This is a genomic window from Siphonobacter sp. BAB-5385, from assembly GCF_002261125.1.
In the GTDB taxonomy this organism is placed as follows: domain Bacteria; phylum Bacteroidota; class Bacteroidia; order Cytophagales; family Spirosomataceae; genus Siphonobacter.
Genome location: NZ_NMPS01000215.1, coordinates 1 through 21,857, shown reverse-complemented (window position 1 = coordinate 21,857; position 21,857 = coordinate 1). Strand labels below are relative to the sequence as shown.

General features: G+C 49.8%; 14 protein-coding genes and 1 pseudogene. 6 read left to right on the top strand and 9 right to left on the bottom strand.

The window, feature by feature from the left end:
- The first annotated feature begins 122 nt into the window (after nucleotides 1–122).
- Both BWI93_RS22595 and BWI93_RS22590 read left to right on the top strand, forming a co-directional pair.
- Entirely contained in the window at nucleotides 123–2,333 is a 2,211-nt protein-coding gene (locus BWI93_RS22595; RefSeq protein ID WP_094815493.1) for an alpha-N-acetylglucosaminidase, read from the top strand.
- A gap of 23 nt (nucleotides 2,334–2,356) precedes the next feature.
- Entirely contained in the window at nucleotides 2,357–3,535 is a 1,179-nt protein-coding gene (locus BWI93_RS22590) for an acyltransferase family protein (protein WP_094815491.1), read from the top strand.
- Nucleotides 3,536–3,797: 262 nt separating this feature from the next.
- Here the strand turns inward: BWI93_RS22590 and BWI93_RS22585 are convergent, their stop codons facing one another.
- From BWI93_RS22585 to BWI93_RS22570, 5 genes are all read right to left on the bottom strand, one after another.
- Nucleotides 3,798–4,823, bottom strand: a complete 1,026-nt coding sequence (locus tag BWI93_RS22585; RefSeq protein ID WP_094815489.1) for a hypothetical protein — start codon at nucleotides 4,821–4,823, stop codon at nucleotides 3,798–3,800.
- Between the two features lie 327 nt (nucleotides 4,824–5,150).
- Entirely contained in the window at nucleotides 5,151–6,374 is a 1,224-nt protein-coding gene (locus tag BWI93_RS22580) for a PQQ-dependent sugar dehydrogenase (protein WP_094815487.1), read from the bottom strand.
- Between the two features lie 384 nt (nucleotides 6,375–6,758).
- Nucleotides 6,759–6,821 carry a RagB/SusD family nutrient uptake outer membrane protein gene (locus BWI93_RS29775; protein WP_141217567.1) on the bottom strand — a complete coding sequence of 21 codons (63 nt, stop codon included), beginning with the start codon at nucleotides 6,819–6,821 and terminating at the stop codon, nucleotides 6,759–6,761.
- Nucleotides 6,821–8,629, bottom strand: a complete 1,809-nt coding sequence (locus tag BWI93_RS22575; RefSeq protein WP_094815485.1) for a RagB/SusD family nutrient uptake outer membrane protein — start codon at nucleotides 8,627–8,629, stop codon at nucleotides 6,821–6,823. The genes BWI93_RS29775 and BWI93_RS22575 overlap by 1 nt, the downstream gene beginning before the upstream one ends.
- An 18-nt stretch (nucleotides 8,630–8,647) precedes the next feature.
- The gene (locus tag BWI93_RS22570; RefSeq protein ID WP_094815483.1) at nucleotides 8,648–11,695 is read right to left on the bottom strand and encodes a TonB-dependent receptor; all 3,048 of its coding nucleotides are present in this window, start codon (nucleotides 11,693–11,695) and stop codon (nucleotides 8,648–8,650) included.
- Between the two features lie 1,140 nt (nucleotides 11,696–12,835).
- Between BWI93_RS22570 and BWI93_RS22565 the strand changes: the two genes are divergently transcribed.
- Nucleotides 12,836–13,696 (top strand): AraC family transcriptional regulator, encoded by an 861-nt coding sequence (locus BWI93_RS22565; protein ID WP_094815481.1) that lies wholly within the window; start codon nucleotides 12,836–12,838, stop codon nucleotides 13,694–13,696.
- A 143-nt stretch (nucleotides 13,697–13,839) separates the two neighbouring features.
- Here BWI93_RS22565 and BWI93_RS22560 read toward each other — a convergent pair whose 3' ends face one another.
- The 3 genes from BWI93_RS22560 to BWI93_RS22550 all read right to left on the bottom strand — a co-directional run bounded on the left by BWI93_RS22560 (nucleotide 13,840) and on the right by BWI93_RS22550 (nucleotide 18,161).
- Entirely contained in the window at nucleotides 13,840–14,979 is a 1,140-nt protein-coding gene (locus BWI93_RS22560) for a PepSY domain-containing protein (protein ID WP_094815479.1), read from the bottom strand.
- A 93-nt stretch (nucleotides 14,980–15,072) separates the two neighbouring features.
- A complete protein-coding gene (locus BWI93_RS22555; protein WP_094815477.1) occupies nucleotides 15,073–17,436 on the bottom strand; it encodes a TonB-dependent receptor in 2,364 nt (787 codons plus the stop codon).
- A 317-nt stretch (nucleotides 17,437–17,753) separates the two neighbouring features.
- Complete coding sequence (locus tag BWI93_RS22550; RefSeq protein WP_102202433.1) at nucleotides 17,754–18,161, bottom strand: hypothetical protein; 408 nt, start codon at nucleotides 18,159–18,161, stop codon at nucleotides 17,754–17,756.
- A 304-nt stretch (nucleotides 18,162–18,465) separates the two neighbouring features.
- Between BWI93_RS22550 and BWI93_RS22545 the strand changes: the two genes are divergently transcribed.
- Both BWI93_RS22545 and BWI93_RS22540 read left to right on the top strand, forming a co-directional pair.
- Nucleotides 18,466–19,266: an SDR family oxidoreductase gene (locus BWI93_RS22545; RefSeq protein WP_094815503.1), complete on the top strand. Its 801-nt coding sequence runs from the start codon at nucleotides 18,466–18,468 to the stop codon at nucleotides 19,264–19,266.
- Nucleotides 19,267–19,603: 337 nt separating this feature from the next.
- Nucleotides 19,604–20,179: a hypothetical protein gene (locus BWI93_RS22540; protein ID WP_141217566.1), complete on the top strand. Its 576-nt coding sequence runs from the start codon at nucleotides 19,604–19,606 to the stop codon at nucleotides 20,177–20,179.
- 114 nt (nucleotides 20,180–20,293) lie between these two features.
- Here BWI93_RS22540 and BWI93_RS22535 read toward each other — a convergent pair whose 3' ends face one another.
- A complete protein-coding gene (locus tag BWI93_RS22535) occupies nucleotides 20,294–21,313 on the bottom strand; it encodes a glycosyl hydrolase 53 family protein (RefSeq protein WP_094815471.1) in 1,020 nt (339 codons plus the stop codon).
- A 334-nt stretch (nucleotides 21,314–21,647) separates the two neighbouring features.
- On the opposite strand from BWI93_RS22535, the pseudogene BWI93_RS22530 reads away from it, so the two are divergent.
- Nucleotides 21,648–21,857: pseudogene (locus tag BWI93_RS22530) on the top strand (hypothetical protein); the annotation flags it as partial.

The window sequence follows — 21,857 nt, the reverse complement described above, 5'->3', positions numbered from 1 at the left end:
CGTTCTTCGTTGAAAAACTTACCACACGATCTTTCTGCAGGGCAATAAAGGGCGTTTGAGATCCTTTGCATCGTTTGCTGTTCGAGGACCTTCGGTCCATTTTTCCGCTACATTTTTGAACCATGAATCTATCCCGTTCCTGCTCATCGCTGCTACTGGCTGGCGTACTAAGCATTTCGGCGGCCTGGGCCCAGCTGAATGTACAAGCCTCCCGCCAATTGATCCAGCGGGTCATTCCCAAACACCATTCCGCTTTTACGGTGGAGGCTTTACCCAGTGCTTCCGATGAAAATGTTTTTGAAGTAGAAAGTACCAAAGGAAAAATCGTTCTCCGGGGGAATAACGGCGTAGCCGTAGCCTCGGCCCTGTATCACTACCTGACGGAATACGCCCATTGCCAGGTTACCTGGAACGGTACGAACCTCAATCTACCCTCACCCTTACCCAAAGTTCCGACGAAAGTAAGCAAACGCTCACCGTATCAGTACCGCTATTACCTCAACTATTGTACGTTCAATTACAGCATGAGCTGGTGGGACTGGCCCCGCTGGCAACGCGAAATCGACTGGATGGCTTTGCACGGGATCAACATGCCGCTGGCCATTACCGGAGAAGAGTATACCTGGAATGAAGTCTACAAGGACATGGGCTTCACGAAAGAAGATTTACAGGATTTCTTCAGCGGCCCGGCGTATTTTTCGTGGTTCTGGATGGGAAATCTGGACGGCTGGGGTGGACCCCTGCCGCAAAGCTGGATGGATAGTCACAAAACGCTTCAGGAACAGATTGTAAAACGGGAACGGGAATTGGGGATGAAACCCGTACTGCCCGCCTTTACAGGACACGTACCCGCCGCTTTCCGTAAGAAATATCCTCAGGCGAAACTCAAGGCCACCAACTGGACCAACGGATTTGCCGATACGTACATTCTGGATTCGGAAGACCCATTGTTTGCCGAAATCGGTAAGAAATTCCTTGAAAAACAGACGAAGCTTTTTGGTACGGATCACCTCTATTCTGCCGATACCTTCAACGAAAACGAACCACCTACCGACGACCCCGCGTATCTTTCCGAGCTGAGCAAGCGGATTTACGAAGGGATGCGTCAGGCCGATCCCAAAGCGGTTTGGGTCATGCAGGGCTGGTTGTTTTACAGCGACCGGAAATTCTGGAAAGCTCCGCAAATTGAAGCTCTGCTTAAGGCTGTACCCGACGATGGGATGATTCTGCTGGATCTGGCCACTGAAATCGAGCCGGTCTGGAAGCGTACGGAGGCCTTTCACGGCAAACCCTGGATCTGGAATATGCTTAATAACTTCGGCGGTAATGTCAACCTCTTTGGTCGTATGGAAGGCGTAGCGGCGAATCCAGCGAAGGATTTGAATGATCCGAAAGCGGGCAAGCTGGTGGGTATTGGTTTGACGATGGAGGCCATTGAGCAAAACCCCGTCATTTATGAGCTGATGATGCAGCATACCTGGCAGCGGGACGCGATTGAACTGGACTCCTGGCTGGCCAAATACGCTCGGAATCGCTACCGGTCCACGAATCCTAAACTGCTCGAAGCCTGGCAGGTGTTACGCAGCACAGTATACAATGGCAAAGACATTCGCGATGGAGCCGAATCGATTGTTACGGGACGACCTACGTTTGATTCCACAACGATCTGGACGCGTACCAAACTCAACTATCCACCCGCTGAGCTATTACCCGCCTGGGATTTATTCACTGAAGCCGCTCAGCAGGGCGTGGACAGTGACGGGTTCCGGTATGATCTGGTCGATGTAACCCGGCAGGTGCTGGCAAACTACGCCCTGATTGTTCAGAAGCAATGGAAAACGGCTTATCAGAAAAAAGATCAGGCGGCCTTTGCCCGCTATAGTAAGGACTTTCTGGACCTGATTAGTGATATGGACCAGCTACTGGCTTCCCGTAAGGATTTCATGCTCGGACCCTGGCTGAAAGATGCCCGGAGCTGGGGAACGAATGCCGAGGAAAAAGCCCTCTACGAACAAAATGCCCGGGATTTGATTACGCTGTGGGGAGATGCCAATAGTCCCTTACACGAATACTCAAACCGGCAGTGGAGCGGTCTGCTGAACGATTTTTACAAACCCCGCTGGGAACAGTTTTTCCAGCTGCTGACGAAATCGCTTCAGTCCAATCAACAGCCGGATCTCCAGGCATTCGATCAGCACATCCGGCAATGGGAGTGGCAATGGGTGAAAAAACAAAATCCGTTCCCGGCTACGGAGAAAGGCAATTCGATTCAGCTTTCCGTATCAATGCATAAAAAGTATCGGGAGCGTTTATCGCAAGCCTATCGTCCTTAATTTCCAGTCCGTTTTTAGCTGTTATGAAACCATCTCCCGCCCTGACGGCCCCTGGTACCCCGGTTGCTGCAATCGCAACCGGGCGACTGGTTTCGCTGGATGCCTTACGCGGCTTTGATATGTTCTGGATCATGAGCGGCGAGCACATCATCCATGCTCTAGCTAAAGCCACCGGGTGGCCGGTATTGCTCTGGATGTCGTCTCAGTTACATCACGTGGATTGGAACGGCTGTACCTTTTATGACATGATCTTCCCGCTTTTCTTATTCATTGCGGGTGTATCCATGCCGTATTCGTTACAGGGAAAACTCAAACGGGCGGGACTTGATTCAGCCGAGCAATTGTCCTTCGCCGACAAGAGGCCCATTTATCAATCCATGCTCCGACGGACCGTGATCCTGATTTTTCTGGGAATGGTGGTCAATGGCCTGTTTGCGTTTAAAGGCTACGAACAAACCCGCTTTGCCAGTGTACTGGGACGAATTGGCCTGGCCTGGCTGGGGGCAGGTATCATTTTCCTGAATACCTCTACGCGTGGACAAATTATAGCAGCACTTTTAATTTTATTGGGATACTGGGCTGCTTTGATATTGATCCCCGTACCCGGTTTTGGAGCGGGCGTGTTGACTCCGGAAGGCTCGCTAACCTCGTATATCGACCGACTGTTTTTGCCCGGGAAACTCCACCGTACGGTGTATGATCCGGAAGGCTTGTTTTCGACTGTACCAGCCATCGCGACGGCTCTGCTAGGTATGCTGACGGGTACGTTGCTGAAAGACGTCCGTCGATCCATGCAGCAGAAAACGTTGATGATGCTAGGACTTGGGATAGGACTGATTTTGCTTGGCTTGCTTTGGGACCAGATCTTCCCGATTAACAAACGACTGTGGACCAGTTCATTTACCGTCTACGTGGGGGGCTGGAGTTTGGTATTTCTTACCGTATTCTACTACATCATTGATGTGCAGGGCTTTCAAAAATGGGCATTTCCGTTTGTACTGATCGGGACCAATTCCATTTTAATCTACCTGGCTTCCGATGGTATCGTGGATTTTGCCCATACCGCCCATTTCCTATTCGATGGATTTAGCCAGTTTTTTATCCTGCCCTGGCAACCCGTTATTCAGGCACTAGCCGTAACCGCTGTTCAACTCTCGTTACTATACGTTCTGTATCGAAATAAGCTCTTTTTGAAAATCTGATTCCTGCATCCGCGGTGGGTTTCAATCAACACTTTCAAAAAAGCAAAACATTCCCTGGTTCGAATGAGTACGCATTGCTGAATGCATTCAACCAGGCCTCAGCGGGTGATTGTGAAACCTAACTTCCTCTGAACGATCAAGAGTAAACACCTAATAATTACTTCAAAAAAGGCTGGCCGCTCATCCCTGCCGGGTTAAATACCCGGTAGGGGAGCGGCCCTGCCATTCATCCGATTATAAGGTAAGGGGTACTTTTTAACTATTAAACCGATCGGCGGTACGCCGCCAGATTTTCCGTCGAGGCTGCACCCAGTTTCGCACCGATACTGGCAGCAACAATACCCAATAGTAATCCGAAAAATCCGAAAATAGCTCCTTTCGACGCGGCTGAAGCGGCTGCATCAGCGGCCTGACGGGCTTTTGCTTCGGCCTCCTGCTTCGTCTGGTCAAATTTGACTACGGCCTGTTTGTAGGTATTAATCCAGTTGTCAACAATCTGCTCAGACTCTGCCCGGCTTTTACCCGTACGTTTCATAACCACGTTTACGGCATCTTCCCGGTCTACCTGACTGACGGTGGCCTGACCTTGTTTAAACAGACGACCAAACAACCGATTGGCTTCTTCATTGGCTGACTGGGGGTCTTCCGCTGCCCGTTCGGCAGCAGCTTCTGCCTGATTACCCGCTTGTTTGGCCTTTTGCTCCAATCGATTCGGATTCAAAGCGGGGTTGCCGGTTTGCCGAAGAATCGTATTGACTTCGTTGCGTAAATCACCTAAATCGAGATTTTTTACATCAACTCCATTTTCAGCCAGTTTATCTTTCACGGCCTGCCCTAACTCCGGACCCGCCGCACTGGCTACGGTACCCGCTGCCGAGCCCGCCGTACGAACGACTGCACCCATGAGGCGACCAGCTCCTCCGATGATACTACCGATCGTGGTTGTTAAAAAATAAATCGTTAGCAACGTAACCAGGCACCAGGTTAGCACCCCGTGAATGATACCATCAAATTGAAGGGCAGTGCCAGACAGCCGTCCGGCGATCCAGCCTCCGGCCACCAGTGAAAGCAAACTGCTGATGATATACCAGATGGCAGTGCCCGTACCCAGGCCTGCGGTAGGGTTTTGTTCTTCGACAGGGTTGATGGTTGATAAACCAATGCCCAGGCCTAACAAGCTGAGCAGCATCTGCGTAACGATAGCCACTAATACACCCGCAAATACAGCACTCCAGGAAATACGCTTGATGAAACCGGGTTGGTTAGAATACATAAGTTCACGTTCCATAAATCATGATTTTTAGTTTAAGTTTTATTGTGAGTACTCAATAATCGAGTAATGGGTTAGGTAAAAACTCTATACCAGTTTTAGTAGGAATCCGACGTATATTCATAGATGTTAAAAAGGTAGAGCGTGCGTATGTGGAATGGAGCCTTCCATACTTTACAAACTGAAGCGAGAGATAAGTACTAGGCAGGAATGAAGGGGTAGCTGGATTAGTACAGAGGTACGAGAACTCGATTTACGAATGATACAAGGATATAAACAGCGATCCCGCAGTCAGAGCATTTTAGCTGACTGCGGGATCGCTAAATTAAGGATTCAGAATTTGAATTACTTCCGATCAATGCGGTACAAACGACCCTCATCAGTGATCGCGTACAGGGCACCATCCGTTCCCTGGGTAATATCACGGAACCGTTGTCCTTCACCCGCCAGTAAACGTTCCTCGCCAACGACCCGATTATCGGTAATGGCCAGACGAACAATATGCTTGCTACTAAGCGAGGTGATGAACAGGTTGTTTTGCCACTCAGCAATCCGGTTTCCCGTATAGAACGTCATACCGCTGGGCGACACGACGGGGTCCCAGTAATAAACGGGCTGTTCCATGCCTTGTTGCTGCTGAATGCCGGAGCCAATGGTTTGACCACTGTATTCGATACCATAAGTGATCGTGGGCCAGCCGTAATTGGCTCCCGGCTGAATGCGGTTGATTTCATCGCCGCCCCGGGGACCGTGTTCACTTTCCCAAAGATCGCCTGATACCGGATGCAAGGCCAGTCCCTGCGGATTTCGGTGGCCGTACGAATACAGTTCCGGACGGGCTCCCGATTGTCCGGTCAAGGGGTTACCTGTGGCGGCCTGACCTTCTTTCGTAATTCGGATGAGTTTGCCCAAACTGGAATTCAATTGCTGAGCCTGGGGCCGCGTGGCCAGATCCGACCGCTCACCGGTACTGATGATCAGATGACCCGTGCGGTCAAACAGAATCCGACCACCGTAGTGCAGGTTGCCATTGTATGCCGGAGTAGCCCGGTAAATGACCTGAGCGTTGAGAATGCGGGTATCATCTGCGGATAATTCGCCTTTGGCGACGGACGTCACGTTACCACCGGAAACGGCCTCCGAGAATACCCAGTATATCAGTCGATTGGTGGCAAAATCTGGATCAACCCGTACGCCCAGTAGGCCTCCCTGACCCGCCGGATTTACCTGAGGAATGCCGGTAATGGCCTGGCTTACCTGACCCGCCGTGGTTACTATCCGCATGGACCCTGCTTTTTCGGTAATGAGCAACCGGCCATCGGGTAGCGAAGTAATTCCCCAGGGAGCCCGAAGGGTTTGCGTGAGTATCCGGCTTTCGTAACCGACGGAAGTTTGCAGGCCTGCTACCCGGGTTTGTCCTTCAAATGCGGGTCGGTAGGAAGTGTTGGCCGGAAGGGTCTCCACGGGAGCTAAATCACCAACCGGATCGGATTCTTCGTGATCAGTGGTTTTACAGGCGGAAAAAGCGACTACGCTGAGAGCCAGAACGAAATGAATGGATGGTTTCATAGATGTCAAGAGTAATTCGTGAGCGAAGTGGGAATGGTTACAAGTACGAGCGGAGCGTGAACGGAGCATTCTCAAAGGATAGTAGTTGGGGAATTTCAACCAGTTCAGCTTCGCTACTTATCCCTAGAAAAAATGAATTCCACCCCAGAGGCGTAGGCCGAGCTGGAGCTACTCATCAGGCTATCTTTTATTCCGTTGCGTTAGCCAGTTATTCCTGGGGTTGTTGAACGAATAGTAGCATACCTTTTAAAACATCTTTCGGAACCTGTACAGGTTAAAGGAACAACTACTCTTCCTGGTAAATAAAAACGGCGAGACTCACTAACGTGTGTTGTCCCGATTACACACATCAGCGAGTCTCGCCAATAAAAAGAATTACTAAAATTACCAGCCGTAATTCTGCACCAGTTCACGGTTGACGTCCATTTCCGAAATCGGTATGGGCATCAGGTAATGGCGGTACTGGAAACCCGGGTTTGCAGGGGTACGGGTTTATAGAATACCGCCAGACCGGCCTCCTGACTATTGATGTCCAGTCCTGTGGCCCGTAGTTCTTCCGCCATGGGCCGGGAATTGAGTCCGTGCACGGGGCCATTGTTTACGGTTTCTGCAATCAGCCAGCGGCGAACATCCCAGAAACGGTGGGCTTCAAACGCAAATTCTACGCGATTTTCGTTTTGGACCCGTTTACGGAAACCTTCCAGCGTCTGATCCGCCGCCAGAATGGGCAGGGCTGGCATGGAGACCCGAGCCCGAACGGTGTTGATCGCCTGGTAAGCTTCGGGCGTCGGTTTGCCATTGTATTCATTCAGGGCTTCGGCGTAGGCTAGGTAAAACTCGGCCAGTCGGAAAATCGGGTAATTACGGCGAGCCTCGGGTGACGTATTCCAGTTTCCAATATCCACGGCAGGATCGAGCCACTTGCGAATGGTATAGCCACTGATGGACGTTGTACCGCCCCCCTGCATGGGCCAGCCGTTGGAACCGTTGGCCTGTCCATTCCCCCACCAGGCCAGTCGAATGGGTACTCGCGTACGAGCGGCCGCCCACATACTGTTTTGGTAGGAAATCGTCGCATAAAATCGCGGATCGCGGTCTTTGTAACGGTTGGAAATATTGGTCAGCGTCACCGAATTCGTCGTACCATCGGCTCCGACCATCGCTCCCGTCCAGGTGCCCGTTTCGGTATAACCCGAGGTAGGGTCAGTAATGGGCTTGCCATTTTTCATTTCATAGCTGTTGATCAGTTCTTCGAGCGGACTAAAATGCGACCAGCCCCGGAACGCACCTCCATACGGCAGGTGATATTGTTCCATGTATTTAGTGTTGGGGTGATTATAAGGCAGAATAGTTTCCTGCCATTCCCGGGTATAAAACAGCTTTTCGTAGCTATTGATCGGGTCGGTGGATGTGTAGAGTTTATAATCCAGATCCAGTACCTTTTTGGCCGCTTCGGCCGCCCGCAGCCATTTATCCCGGTTATACGTTTGGGAAAACAGAGCCTTGCCGTCTTTGTTAACCACACCCGCGTACTTGGTATTTCCGTTGAATAAGGGGCTTGCTGCATACAGCAGGGTCCGGGCCGCCAGGGCCAGGGCTGCTCCCTTGTTGGCCCGTCCGAGTTCACCGTCTGGATGATGGTCGGGTAATTTGCCCGCTACCTCATTGCATTCACTAACGATGAAATTTACGATTTCATCCGTTGAATTCCGGGCCACATAATATTCATTCTGATTGGTATAATCCAGCGAACGGGTAATCAGTGGTACAGCTCCGTAGCGTTTGAAAAGCTCAAAGTAAAACATCGCCCGGAGGAAGCGGGCTTCCGCCACGTACTGTGGAATCAGGACCGAGTATTTCGAGCTTTGTTCGGCAGGAATGGGTACGGATTCAATTTTTTCCAGGAAGATATTTGCCTTGCGGATGTCCTGGTAGCGAGCTTCCCAGTTGCCGTAAGGATTATTTCCCGAATTCCAGGCACCCAGGTTATACTGTTCAGGTCCGGAGCCCGCGTACCAGTGAAAAATGGCTTCATCCGTCGCACAGGCTTCATCACTAATGTACTCGCCATTGTTACCAAATCCCGTAGGTAACTTGCTGTACAGGTGAGCCAGTACGTTATTGGCACTGTTGATGTTTGCCCAGACTTTATCTTCCGTAACCAGTTCCGAAGGCACTACGTCGAGATACTTCGTACAGGAAACGAACTGAGTCGCGGCAGCCAGGAAAAGGATTTTAATATATTTCTTTTTCATTTGTTCCGTGCTAAAGACTTATAAACCAATTGTTAAACCACCGTTGAAGACTTTTTGCTGGGGATAATTCCGCGAGTCGTTCGGAATTTCCGGATCGAAAATTTTCAACTTATCCCAGGTGATCAGGTTAATACCATTCACGAACAGGCGAGCCGTTTTAACGCCAATTTTGCTAAGAAGCGTCTTCGGCAGCGAGTAACCAATTTCTACGTTTTTCAGACGGACGTAATCGCGGGAAGTCATCCAGTAGGTCGAAATCTGATTGTTGTTAACGTTTTTGGAAGAGGACAAGCGGGGGTATTTGGCATTGGGATTTTCGGGCGTCCAGTAGTTATCTTTTACGTCCGCCATCACCCCTACATCACCGTCGAAAGGCCATATGGCATCCCCCGTCAACCAGACGTTACCACCGAATCCGCCCTGGAACAACACACTCACGTCCAGATTCCCGGTATTAACGCCGAAAGCAAAACCGGCCATCGTCGTGGGTACCGTGAGCTTCCCGTTGTAGGCCCGATCCAGTTCGTTGATGACGTTGTCACCGTTCATATCCTTGAACTTGATGTCCCCCGGAATGATGCGTCCGTACTGCGACTGGTCGGGACTGGCGTCAATCTCTTCCTGATTCTGAAACAGTCCCACCGCAATCATCGAATACTGTTCGTTGATGCTGCGTCCGGTGCGTTTGATGTAGGGACGATCCTGGTAACTCGGTTCATCCATTTGCAGGATCTTATTCTGGGCGTATGATACGTTACCCTTGATGAAGTAAGTGATGTTCCGGAAGCGTTTCCGCAACTGAGCTTCGAGTTCGAAACCTTTGTTTTCCACTTCACCCAGATTCAGGTACGGCAAGCTGGTAATACCCAGGGTGGCAGGAACCGTACCCGGCTGAGCCAGAATGTTATTCCGACGCTCGTAGAAGGCATCGCCCGTAAAGGTCAACGCATCGTTGAAAAAGCCCAGGTCCATACCCAGGTTGTATTTGAGGGCTTTCTCCCAGGTCACATTCGTCGCTCCCAGCATATCTTCTGCCGCACCGCCATACCCTACACCGTTGAAGTCTCTGCCGAACTGATACCCTCCGGCACTGAGTGACCAGGTACTTTGGTAGAGGAAGCGTCGCTGACCAATTTTATCGTTGCCTACGGTACCTACCGAACCCCGCCATTTAAAGAGGCTGACGAAGGACAATTCTTTCATGAAAGCTTCATTGGACATAATCCAGGCGGCGGACATGGAAGGAAACAGATCATACCGCCGACCCGCCGGGAAGTTTTCCGACCCGTTATAACCAAAGTTGACCTCAGCAAAATACGTATCGTTGTAGGCATACGTTCCTCGCCCCACAAAGCCGTTGTATTTGAACGGTAAGCCGCCAATGGCGTTGTTGTTGCCCACCTGGTCGAAATAGCTCTGCTGATTGTACAAAAGCATACCCGTCACGGCGTGTTTCTGGGCAAAAATCCGGTTGTAGTTGGCGTATAACTCCAGCCAGGTACGGCGGTTGCTATTCGCGGCTACATCGTAGGTAAGCGTATTGGTACCTTCCCAGATGCGGCGATACGTTCCTTTGGTCAGATCCGTCTCATTTTCATTGGCGAGTGAATACTGGTAGGTCCAGAGGTTTTTAATCCGACGCACATTCCGGTAACCATAGGAATCGAACGAAAGCCGACCCCGTACGCTCAGGCCCTGCGTAACGAAGGGAAGTTGCAGCGTAAAACCGCTGGTAGCCTGTAAGGTATTCTCGAAATTTCGCTGGTACCCGCCCTGCGTCATCCGGCCGTAGGGATTCGTGGCCTTGGAATCCAGCCCGGAAATACTGCCGTCCGGGTTGGTCATGGGATACAACCAGGGTTGCATGGATTGCAGGGCACCAAAAATATCCCCCGCACCAATGGGCGGAAAATTGTTATCCCGAATGATGCTCCCCAGGTTCAGTTCCATCACCAGGTATTTGTTGATGTCCAGGTCGATGTTCGAGCGGAAGTTGTAGCGATTGGAACGAGCCTGAATGTCATAATCCTTGATCTGATCGGCGAAATTGTAAAGGCCATTCTGACGCAGGTAGGAGAGGGAAACAAAGTGCCGTACGGAGCTGGTACCGCCCGAAACGTTGATGTTGGCCTGCATCATCGTGGCGGAAGGTCGCAGCATTTCATCGAGCCAGTTGACGTTCGGATACAAATATTCGTACGCAGGCTTGCTGCGATCTCTGAATTTGTTGAGGTACTCGTCCGTATACATGGCTGAATTTTTGCCATCGTTATTCAGTGCCGTGCGGTACAGGGTCAGGGCATCGTAGGAATCCAGATATTTTGGTAAGCGGGTGGGCATCTGCACCCCCTGCTGTACGGTCGCCGTAATGCTGGATCGGCCTTCCGTACCCCGACGGGTGGTTACCAGTACCACCCCGTTGGCTCCCCTGACCCCGTACACAGCCGTAGAAGCCGCATCTTTCAGGATGGATACCGTGGCAACTTCATTGGCATCAATACTCCCAAACGACCGTTCGACCCCATCTACCAGAATCAGCGGACTCTGATTTCCGGTAAAGGTTGCCATCCCCCGAATCCAGAGTTGCGAGCCATCGTAACCGGGTTCACCGCTGGTTTGCAGGGTGGTCAGACCGGGCAATCGTCCCGCCAGGGCGTTACTGAGGTTGGCAACCGGACTTTGCGTCAATTCTTTCGTTCCTACCGACGAAATCGCACCCGTAAGAGCCAGCTTTTTCTGCTCACCAAACCCAACCACGACGACTTCATTGAGGTCCTGTTGTTTATCAATCAGGGTAATGATATTCCGGATTCCCAATACCACCGCTATTTCGGCTGGCTGATAACCTATGGCACTGACCTGTAGGGTATCGCGATCGTTGGCCCGTAGTGTAAAATCACCATTGGCATCAGAGATAGAGCCCCGGGTTGTTCCCTTGACCCGAATGGTAGCTCCGATGACGGGCGTCTTCGTGCTTGAAATCACGTGTCCCCTTAGTTCAGCAGTCTGAGCGGAACCAAATTGGGCACTCAACAAAAGGAGTGTAACAAACAGTAGATTTTTCATTCATTAGAAATTTGTTGAGGTGTGCATGCGATCGTGTTTAAGCTCGCACGGTTTGAATGGGCAATAGGTGGACACCCTCATTCCTGAACCTGAATGAGTCAATGAATCAGTCATTCGTTTCCTGTGCCGTCCGATGGCTATCGGCGGATGCGTTTTAGAAAACCAATGCTGTATTTCCTGCCGCCTGTTTAAAAAGCGGACATTTAAACTGAAATTCTAAAGGGAAGAATGTACTATCGTTCGGTTAGGTACTGTTCCGCTGTAGCGACCAAAGGCGGACCAGGCTGATGTACATTTTTGGAAAAGTGTGCTGGGATACGGAGGCCTACTGACTCGTTGTTGAAAAAGTGTGCATAGGTATAGTAAAGTGAATGGTTTGGTGTTTGAATGGATAAATCGTACGGCTCTGTAACGAAGCTTAAGTCAAATATAGAGGACGACCTACTGTTTGATGCGTAGCGTTTTTATGGCTTTTGATACAATTTTCACTTCTTGGGGTAGCAGGCCATTTTTGTATCAATTTGAATAAGAATTATGCAGAAATTCTCAGATTTAAAACCTGTACTCTTTTCCTTCTCCGCTCAAATTCGCTTCTCTTTTCGAATTAAAATAGCTCTTTCGAATGTTTAGCCATACAGTATTTTGTGAATAGGTGTATACTCCAAAGGATATAAGTATCTTTTGACTTCTCGGTATAGGTTAGAATTGTATTAGTATTAGTGAATCTTTGAGATAGAGGCTTCTCATCTTTCCACGAATTTTACCCTAAGGCTGTGCTGGGAAATTTAATTTGCTAGTAAAAGCGAACCTAAGGTTGGTTCATTTAAAGGCTCGGCGATGCATGAAATCAGGAGACTCGGGTAACGTAGATACATACACGGCCCGGCAGAAGTCGCTGATATTTATAACGTATTATTGTATACGTTATAGTGCTTAGCTGGCAAAACCAGTTTGGTTGCTTTGGATGTTTGATGGATTATCGCTGGAATGCCTGACTGTCGTAGAAAGGTGTCCAGCCAGATGAAGGCAAACTACTAAAACACCCTGAAATCTCCCGGTTACCAATCGCATTCCAGCTGATGAACAGCCTGCATCCAGTACACTTGCTCTATTCCTTCACATTCTATTCTTTTCATAGGTATGAAACCACTACTGTTTCGGGTACCCAGTGTGGATCAGCGGTCCTTCCGCATTCAGGTAGATGATGGCTCTGCCTTTTATGCTCAGTTGCATTTTCATCCTGAAGTACAATTGACTTTGATTGAGCGAGGCGAAGGAACGCTGATCGTGGGCGATCGGATTGATCATTTTCAGCCCTACGATGTGCTCCTGCTGGGCAGCAACCTGCCCCACGTACTTCGGAGTATTCCATCCGGCGGCCAGGAGCAGGATCGGGTTACGTCAACCAATCTCTTTTTTCTGGCTGATGCCATTGAGGAACACTGGATGCAATTTCCGGAAGTCATGCATTTGCAGCAACTCCTCCACGAGGCCAAATACGGGGTGCGACTTCGCTGTCAGGAAGATAATGCCCTGCTGGAAGAGTTTCGGAAGTTGCCCCAGCAACGGCCCTTCCATCAGTTTTTGTTTCTACTGAAGATTCTTGATAAACTGGTTAACGACGAAGGACGGGAAATTTTATCCCGGACCTCGTACGGTCGTCCCAGTCGTCCGAACGATCATTTCCGGCTGGAGCGGGTGTTTTCGTTTCTGTTACAAAACTACGCTTCACCCATTACCCTGGAAGACGTGGCGAACGTAGCCAACCTGACACCGGGTGCGTTTTGTCGCTTTTTCCGCCAGCATACCCGAAAAACCTTCTCTCATTTGCTCAACGAAATCCGGATTGAAAATGTATGCCGCCTGCTACGGGAGTCGAGCGAATCCATGAGTCAGATTGCGGAGTCCTGCGGGTATACGAATATGTCGAATTTCAATCGGCAATTTAAACAAATCGTCGGTATGCCGCCGAGTCAGTACGTTCGTACGTATCGGATGTAATGGGGTTTATGGAAAGATGATTTATCAGAAAGTCCGCTAATGCAAAAGGAGTGTGACAACTAGCACACTCCTTTTGCATTTCAAACAGACTTATAAACGTGAAAACTTATTAAACCTGGCTTTCCATGGCCAGTAACTTCTGTTCATCTAACGGATGGACTGAGCTTGAAAGGTAGGTGAACGCCTGGTGGCTTTCGAATTCTTCGCCACGCCAGTAAAAAGCCCGTTACGGACAGTAAACCCGGCGTTAAGCCAATGATCACGTATAGGATTTTCACGGGCCAGCCGCCGTAATTGCCCACGTGCAGAGGGAAAAAAGTAGCCTCTATCCGCTCTCCCAGTGGTTTTTCTGACAGGCGATTCAGCGAAATCAGCTTGCCCGTCTGCTGATTGATTTTTACGGAATTCCCGCTGCCCCAGCCTTTCCATTGATCCTGCGTGTAGCCCCGAACTTCAAATGTTCGGGTGGGTTGCGTTGGCAAATACACGTAGGTCGGATCCAGGCCGGGAAAAGCCAGTAGGGCCTGCTGCAACATCCGGTCGGGGGATACCGAGAGAAGCGTGTTCGGTTTCGTGGGAATCGTTTCTGACCGCCAGCTTTTAGCCTGAAACGCAAACAAATTCATCCAGAAGCCCGTAAAGAAAATGACCACGTTGAGCAGTAAGGACCAGACCCCAACCACGCGATGGAGGTCTGAGCTGATCGTACGCCAGTTTTTTCGGTTGATTTTTACTCGAAAAGTCAGGACTCTCCAGATCATTTTTCGGTACACCACCAGACCCGTCAGCAGGGATACCAGCATGGTGAGACCAAAAACCGCCGTTAGAGCCGCTCCCGGTACGCCCAGCTGAAAGCTGAAGTGGAACTGCAATAGCCATTCGATGAAACTGGGCGTGAAATTAGCCGATGGCCCTTCCCGCAGGATGGCCCCGGTGTAGGGATCGAAAGAGATCAGGGCCAGATCGTAGGTAAAGAGACGTGTATCATTGAAATAGAGTCTGAAATTATACGCCTCGGTGGGGCCTGCATCGGGGTTGAGCCAGGCAATCCCGTCCAGATTGGGATACCGACGGGTGATCGTGTCGTAACACTGCTGCAAGGGCGAGGAGCGAGTACCCTGAGGCGTCACCTGCAACAGATCCCGATTAGCCCAGGCGTCCAGTTCGTGTCGGAATACCAGAATCGAACCGCTTAGTCCCAATACAAGTAGAAAAAGACCACTGATCAGTCCCAGCCAGCTGTGGACTTTAAAGAGCCTTCGCGTCAATTTTACTTTTCCCATAACTGGTAAAATTCAAAAATAGGGTTGCTCGTTTTTTTAAGCCAACAAGTATGCATAGATCCGGGCTTCTGGATGGAAGCCGGATGGATACGTTTACCACAACTGATAACCAAGGCCGATCCGTACATTGAATGGATCACCCAATCCACCCGTGGTGGTACTCGACCGGCTTCCGGTGAAGTAGTGTTTATTCGTTAAATTATAGGCATTGATTTGAAGCGAATACCGATTTCGCTGATACGAAAGGGCGGCGTCGAAAACGGTGTAGGCTGGGAAAATGAAGTTCTGGTTGCTTAACAGGCCCACCTGATCGCTCACGTAGCGAACCCCTGCCGCAATTCCCCATCCTTTTAGTACGGGAATCACGGGCGTGTACTTGGCCCAGAAATTGGCAAGGTGTCGGGGGGCGTTGGCAAAACGGTCCCCCTTTTTTCCGTAGCTACTCGTACTGATTAACACGTGGTCATTGAAGGCATAACCGGCAATCAGACTCAGGTTTTTTAAATGTCCGGCTAAAGAAACTTCCGCCCCCCGACTGCGGGTGCCGTCAATGGCTGCCTGACGGTGAGAGTTTTCTTCCGTTGGAGCCGCCGTCAGAATATTGGCATAATTGATTTGATACAGGGAAAGGGTGACCGAAATCCGTTCATTAAATAGATCCGCTTTTGAACCGAGTTCATACTGCGTCGCTTTCCGAGTGGGAAAGGGACCGCCGGCCCGCACGTTGTTCGACGTCTGGGGATTAAACGACTTGACGTAGGTACCGTAGAGGGATACATTCGGTCGAGGCAGGTACACCAGGCCTACTCGCGGAATCCAGCCCGAAGCCTGTAGGGCATCGCCCTGCTTGTTGTCGCGATCCGAAAGCGGGGTTTCTTTGCCGTTATAGCTATCGTACCGTAAAGAGAGTAGAACCTTGAGCTTTTCCCCCAAACTTACCTGATCCTGTAGGTAGGCACCCACTAAATTAGTCACGCGTCGGTTATCGTCGGATTCTTCGGCGGGTGTCGAAGCGGCAGGTACGCTATTCGAATAATCCGGATGGAAAATAGAAATGCGGGTAGAAAGTTTGTATTGATAGTCATTCTGCGTCCAGCCGTAGCGGTTATAATCCGCACCGCCCATCAGTTGATGACCGATAGGCCCCGTTTTTGCCGTATAGCTAACAAAAGCCGTGGTTTGCAGACTGAATCGATCCGTTTCCCAATCCTGATACGCCCGGCTGATTGAATCATTTCTGATTCTTCCCAGCGGAATGTGGTCGGTATAATCGAGCACATTCCGAACGGCCCGTTCAACCACGGTCAGTTTGAGTTTGTTGCTGAATTGGTGGTTGAAGGTTAAAGTCGCGGAGGCGTTATCGGTGCGGCCGTAATCCGTCGGGCTTTGAATGGTCAGATGATTCGGGTAGCGGTTGAAATCAAAAGTACCGTCTGGTCGCGTATAGATATAACTACCGTTGTCGTATTGCTGGACGGCCTTCTGGTGAGCGTAGTTCAGCTCTAACGCTAACGAAGTCTGATCGCTGAAAAGGTAGGTCAGGGAAGGAGCGATGAAAAGATTCTCTTTGTCCTGGTAATCCCGAAAACTCTTCGATCGATCGTAGCCGACAATGGCCCGGTATAAAAGCTTTTGATTCCGGGACAACGGACCCGTGAAGTCAACCGAGGCTCGCCGAAACGCCCAACTGCCCAGGGATACATCCACACTCGCCCGTTTCTCGGCCAGGGGTTGCTTCGTGATAAAGTTGATGACGCCACCCGGCGAGCCTTCGCTAAACAAGGCTCCTGAAGGACCGCGAAGCAGTTCGACCGATTCGATATTGTACAAAAGTGGTTGCTGACTCCAGAGGAACAGGTTACCACGAACGCCGTTATAGAGCAAAAAGCTGGCATCATTGGGCGAATAGGCCGTAAAGCCCCGGATTTGAAAGGACCCGTTGCCATTGTTGGCTTTCATGCCCGTAAAGGCACTGGAAATTTCATTGAGTGTAAAGGCCTGTCGGTCCCGCAGAACCGCCGAAGAAACCACCTGTATGGACTGCGGCGTTTCCAGCAACGGCACATCCATTCGCGTAGCCGTAGTGGATTTGAGTACCTGATACGCATTTCGGGAGGTGCTGATCACGACTTCCTTCAGTTCCTGTCGGCTTTCGGAGAGCTGAAGGTTTAGAAAGGGATTTTTTCCGGCGACGATCCGAATGTGCTGGGTGTAAGCCGTGTAGCCAACGTTGGATACCACGAGTACATACGTTCCCGCCGGAATGGAGGAGAGGTTGAACAGCCCTTCCGCATCGGTAAGGGTACCGAATCCCGTGTTTTGTAAGGTAACCGAAGCCCCGGCGACAGCTTCATGCTGGAAGGTGACGATACGACCTTTGAGATTTCCCTGGTCCGACTGGCCATGGGACGTAACGCTTAGAAACAGGCACAGAAAAAGAAGGATATATGTTTTCATGAATAGATAAGAAAGGGGATCGATCCATTCGACGTGCGTGCGAATGAAATCCTCCCGTAGAATTCAAAGGGAGAGTAAAAGAAGGAACTTACCTTACACAGATACAGGAAGCTCCGAAGCTTCTTCGACAAAGGCATCGACCAGCGTAGAATCGTCGGTTTTGAGAAAAACCGTGAATCCTCTACAGCCATTCCAAGCTGTACTACAACATGATCGTTCTAAAGACGACTAGTGAACGAATCATCAGTGAATTACAATCCAATCGAAAGCGTTGGACTGAAAACTAAAAACCGACAACAGCAAACTAAAAAAAGCCCTTATGCGAAGAAAGAGACAAGCTTGGGAGGGCGAAAGATGTCCGTGGGTAGACTGGAAGGGAAGAAACTCGTGTACGCCGGAGCGGGCACTACCTGCCAGAAAACGTAAGCGGAGGGTTTGAATGAAATGACGAGCTCGGAAAGTTCCGCGGGCATTTCAAGCAGTTGGGATAAAAAGCGTTGGCTGGCCTGTTTTTCCTCGGAATCCTGCGTAGCCTTTAATTTTTTAGCCAGATAACAGGTACCATCGCAGTGCAATTCCGGACGAGATCGATTCTCGCACAGGTACGTTTTGATGTACTCCTGACGCAGGCTGAAATCCAGAAAAACCATCGGCACCACCAACGTCCTCACCAGCAAAAGGCCGGTCAGAAAGACAACGCTAATGGATTTGATGAAAGGAGGCATGGCGGCAAAGGTAAGGCCCGCGTTCGGCTTATTTCCAAAAAAAGGGTCCGACTTTTGAAAATTTTGCTCGAAACGTACCTGACGGTCTAGCCTAAACGTGTAATACGTACTTAGAGAATGAGACTTTGAAATCCGTAATCCAGCCTGAACCTGCCGCTTACCCACGGCCTTTATTCCAGTCTTCAAAACGGATGGTTGATGAAAATAACCCGTCTTTGGATACAAACCGGCAAGGACTGCCCTACATTTAATCCATGATTCATACCTTTTGGATCGTCCGTTTACGAATTTTCCTACGTTTCAAATGTCTAAGGTTATATTAATTACAGGGGCTTCTTCGGGCTTAGGGGAGCAAATCGCAACGTATTTGGCTGGTAAAGGATATCAGGTCTATGGCACGTCCCGATCCATTGAACGTCAGACCAAGCCGTTCAAAACACTGAATATGGATGTTTGCGATTCGGCCAGTATTCAAAACGCCCTGGAGCGGATTTTGAAGGAATCGGGTCGCCTGGATGTGCTCATCAATAATGCCGGACTGGGCATTGCCGCTCCCCTGGAGTACTTGCCCATCGATGAATTTCAACGCGTGATGGATACAAACTTGATGGGAAGTTTACGTACCATCCAGGCCGTTCTGCCTACCATGCGAAAGCAGCAAAAAGGGTACATTATCAACATCTCATCCATCGCCGCCGAAGCGGGTCTGCCCTTTCGGGGGGGTTACAGTGCTTCGAAATCGGCTCTGGATCGACTGACTGAAACGTTACGGCTGGAGCTGACTACGTATGGCGTACAGGTTTGTTCCATCCAGCCCGGCGGCGTGAAGACCGATATCAACAAGAATCGGGTCAAGGCAAAACTGGCGGATGACAATATTTACAAACAGGATTTTGATCGTACGTACCAGATGATTGACGAAAGTGTCGATCAGGGTATTAGTGCCGACGTGTTTGGACCCTTGGTAGGTTCTATCATTGAAAGTCCAAACGTAAAGCGAATCTACCGGATTGGAAAACCGCTTGAAAAACTCTCGGTCCTGCTGAAACGAATCCTACCCGAATCGACCTACGAACGGATGATACGGAATCATTATAAACTTTAGGTTCGTATGCCGAAGGACTACGTGTTAGCGTAGCGTTATTAGTAAGATCATCGTATAAAAATGGGCTAAATATCCCTTCTCAGTTGTATACGCTTACTATTTTGCTTTACAGAAAATCCATTCGGTTTGAAGGGTTGTATCTTGTGCTGTTCAATGGGATACTTTGGTTCAGTAGAAGGCGAACAAGGAGCGTATTACAGGTTAAACGCCAGATACTTACTAGCTTGAACAAATCATGAGCACAATCTTACATATCGCAGAATGCATCGGTTTTCCAGCAGGTCTGATCGCTTATGAAGCACAACAAACGGTTTGATACACGCCTGAGTGGTTTGAAATGAGAAGATATACATACGGATTATTCGCCCTTTTCTGCCTGTTATCCACGTCCGCCTACAGTCAGTTCGGGCTGTATGTGCACGGGGTGGGTACGAAGTCCTCGTGGCAGGATGAAAAGTTCAGCTACGGCGTCGGAGCTGCTGCGAAAGTACAATTAGGCAAAGTAGCCATTGGTGCCGCGGCCAAATACCTGACGATGCCCAGCATCAGCTCTACCCAGTCAGCATTCCAGCAAAAAAATACAGTGGTTCCGTTGACGGGTTTAATCGAGTACTCCTTTACCCGGGGAGTCATTCGCCCGTACCTGGGTGTGGAGGCGGGTAAGTACCAAATCAAAAGCCGGATTACCAGCCAGAATGAGCGTGAACTCACCTATGGCAGTGATCGGTTTGGCGTGGCCCCGAAACTGGGAATTGTTGTATCGCTGATCGGAATTGGGGTGTTTGCCGAAGGTAGCTATCACCGCATTATGGGCAGTGAGCAGGAGGTAATTAGCCCCGGTTCTACGGTTGTCTGGGTAAACCCAAACGCATTCTGGACCGTTAACATTGGTCTTAAGTTTGGCTTGCTTTAAAGGAAAACAGTTAAGGGCAACAGCTCATAAGTAAGGTGTACCCATCGCATCAGTCTTTTTGCCATAAAACGCACGAAATGCCATGCGATGGGTACCGTTCTTTTCTACCTTTTCTTACTTTAGGAAAGCTTTCAGGGCTTTTGTGGGTTTACCATCGGCTCCCCAGGCACTCAACGCGTAGTGACTCCAGCTTTTTGCTCCCTGCGGTTCCCAGTAAAAAACGCCTAATCCTTTTCCATTCGGTACGGCTCGAACCGTATCCAGTACGGCAACCAGCATAGCGTAGGTGTTATCAACGGCCGTATCTTCACCACCCACTTCAGTAATCATCACCTCCTTGCTGTATCGGCTTACCAGAGCCGTTAGGTTTTCCTGTAGATTCTGAATGGATTCGGTGTAGTCCTGTTTTAGCCAGTAGGGGTAATAAGACAGGCCAATGACATCGTACTTCGCTCCATAGGCGTTGATGCCATCAAAAAATTGCTTAAAGTAGGCTTTATCATTCCCCCGATCCAGATGGACGATGACTTTGGAAGAAGGACTCACTTTTTTCACCGCCTGATAGCCACGGGTAATGAAACTGGCCAGCTGTGGATAATGATCCGTACTGCCTTCGGGCCGCAGCATGCCTCCCCGAATTTCGTTACCGATCTGTACCCATTCCGGACGTACTCCGGCTTGTTGCAAAGCCTGCATCACATCCAGCGTGTGATCGTAGACATCCTGCTTTAGCTGCTCGACGGAATGATTAGTCCAGGCTGCGGGTTTCACCTGTTTGCCCGGATCTGCCCAGGAATCGCTATAATGAAAGTCAATCATAATCCGAAAGCCCATGTTCTGGGCTCGTTTCGACATCGCTACCACTTCTTCCTTCCGGCAATGGCCGTTGATCTTATCGTCATTGGGATTCACAAACACGCGTAAACGAATGGAATTAATCCCGTGATCCCGAAGAATTTCCAGGCAATCCTGAGGCTTTCCCTGCTCATTGTAAAAAACATAACCCGTGGCTTCCATCTGCTGAAGCCAGCCCACATCAGCCCCTTTCGCAAAAGATTGAGCCTGTAGGCTACCCGCAGCAAACAGCGAAAACACTAGGTAAAAGAAGAAAAGCGGATTGAGATAACGGTTCATACGTAGCGAGAAAAGGAAGCGTAATTGGCTACAAGGATGATTAAAATTTTTTAAACTCTGCTCGTCTGGAGAGGTTATTTCTACATATAAAGGAAGTGCTACCAAAGAAAGGGTAGCCGTATGCCTGACTGATTTTTACGAATGCGTACGAACGACATCTTACGATATACCACCGCAGTTTATACAAAAAGTGAAGTCTGAAGGTACGCTTCGTCGCATTATTTTTTGCAAACTACCGGAACGCTTTGCCTGTAACTAATTACCGCGGGTTAACGCCAGTTTGGTACTAACGCACCCGCAGATCCAGATCCGTATACACCCTAATACATAAGCTATGATGAAAACGAAAACGCTTTTTTATTGGCTGGGAGCATTGATGCTACTCACCACGTCCTGTAAGAAAAACAAGCGGCCGGATAGTGTGCATATTGGTAAGAACAGTACCGCCACGGGTATCGCTTACAACGCAAAAGAAGGTTTCTCGACGCCCAAAAGCTTTAAAGGCCAGCCGACCGGACCGAACCTGGTGTATATCGAAGGCGGT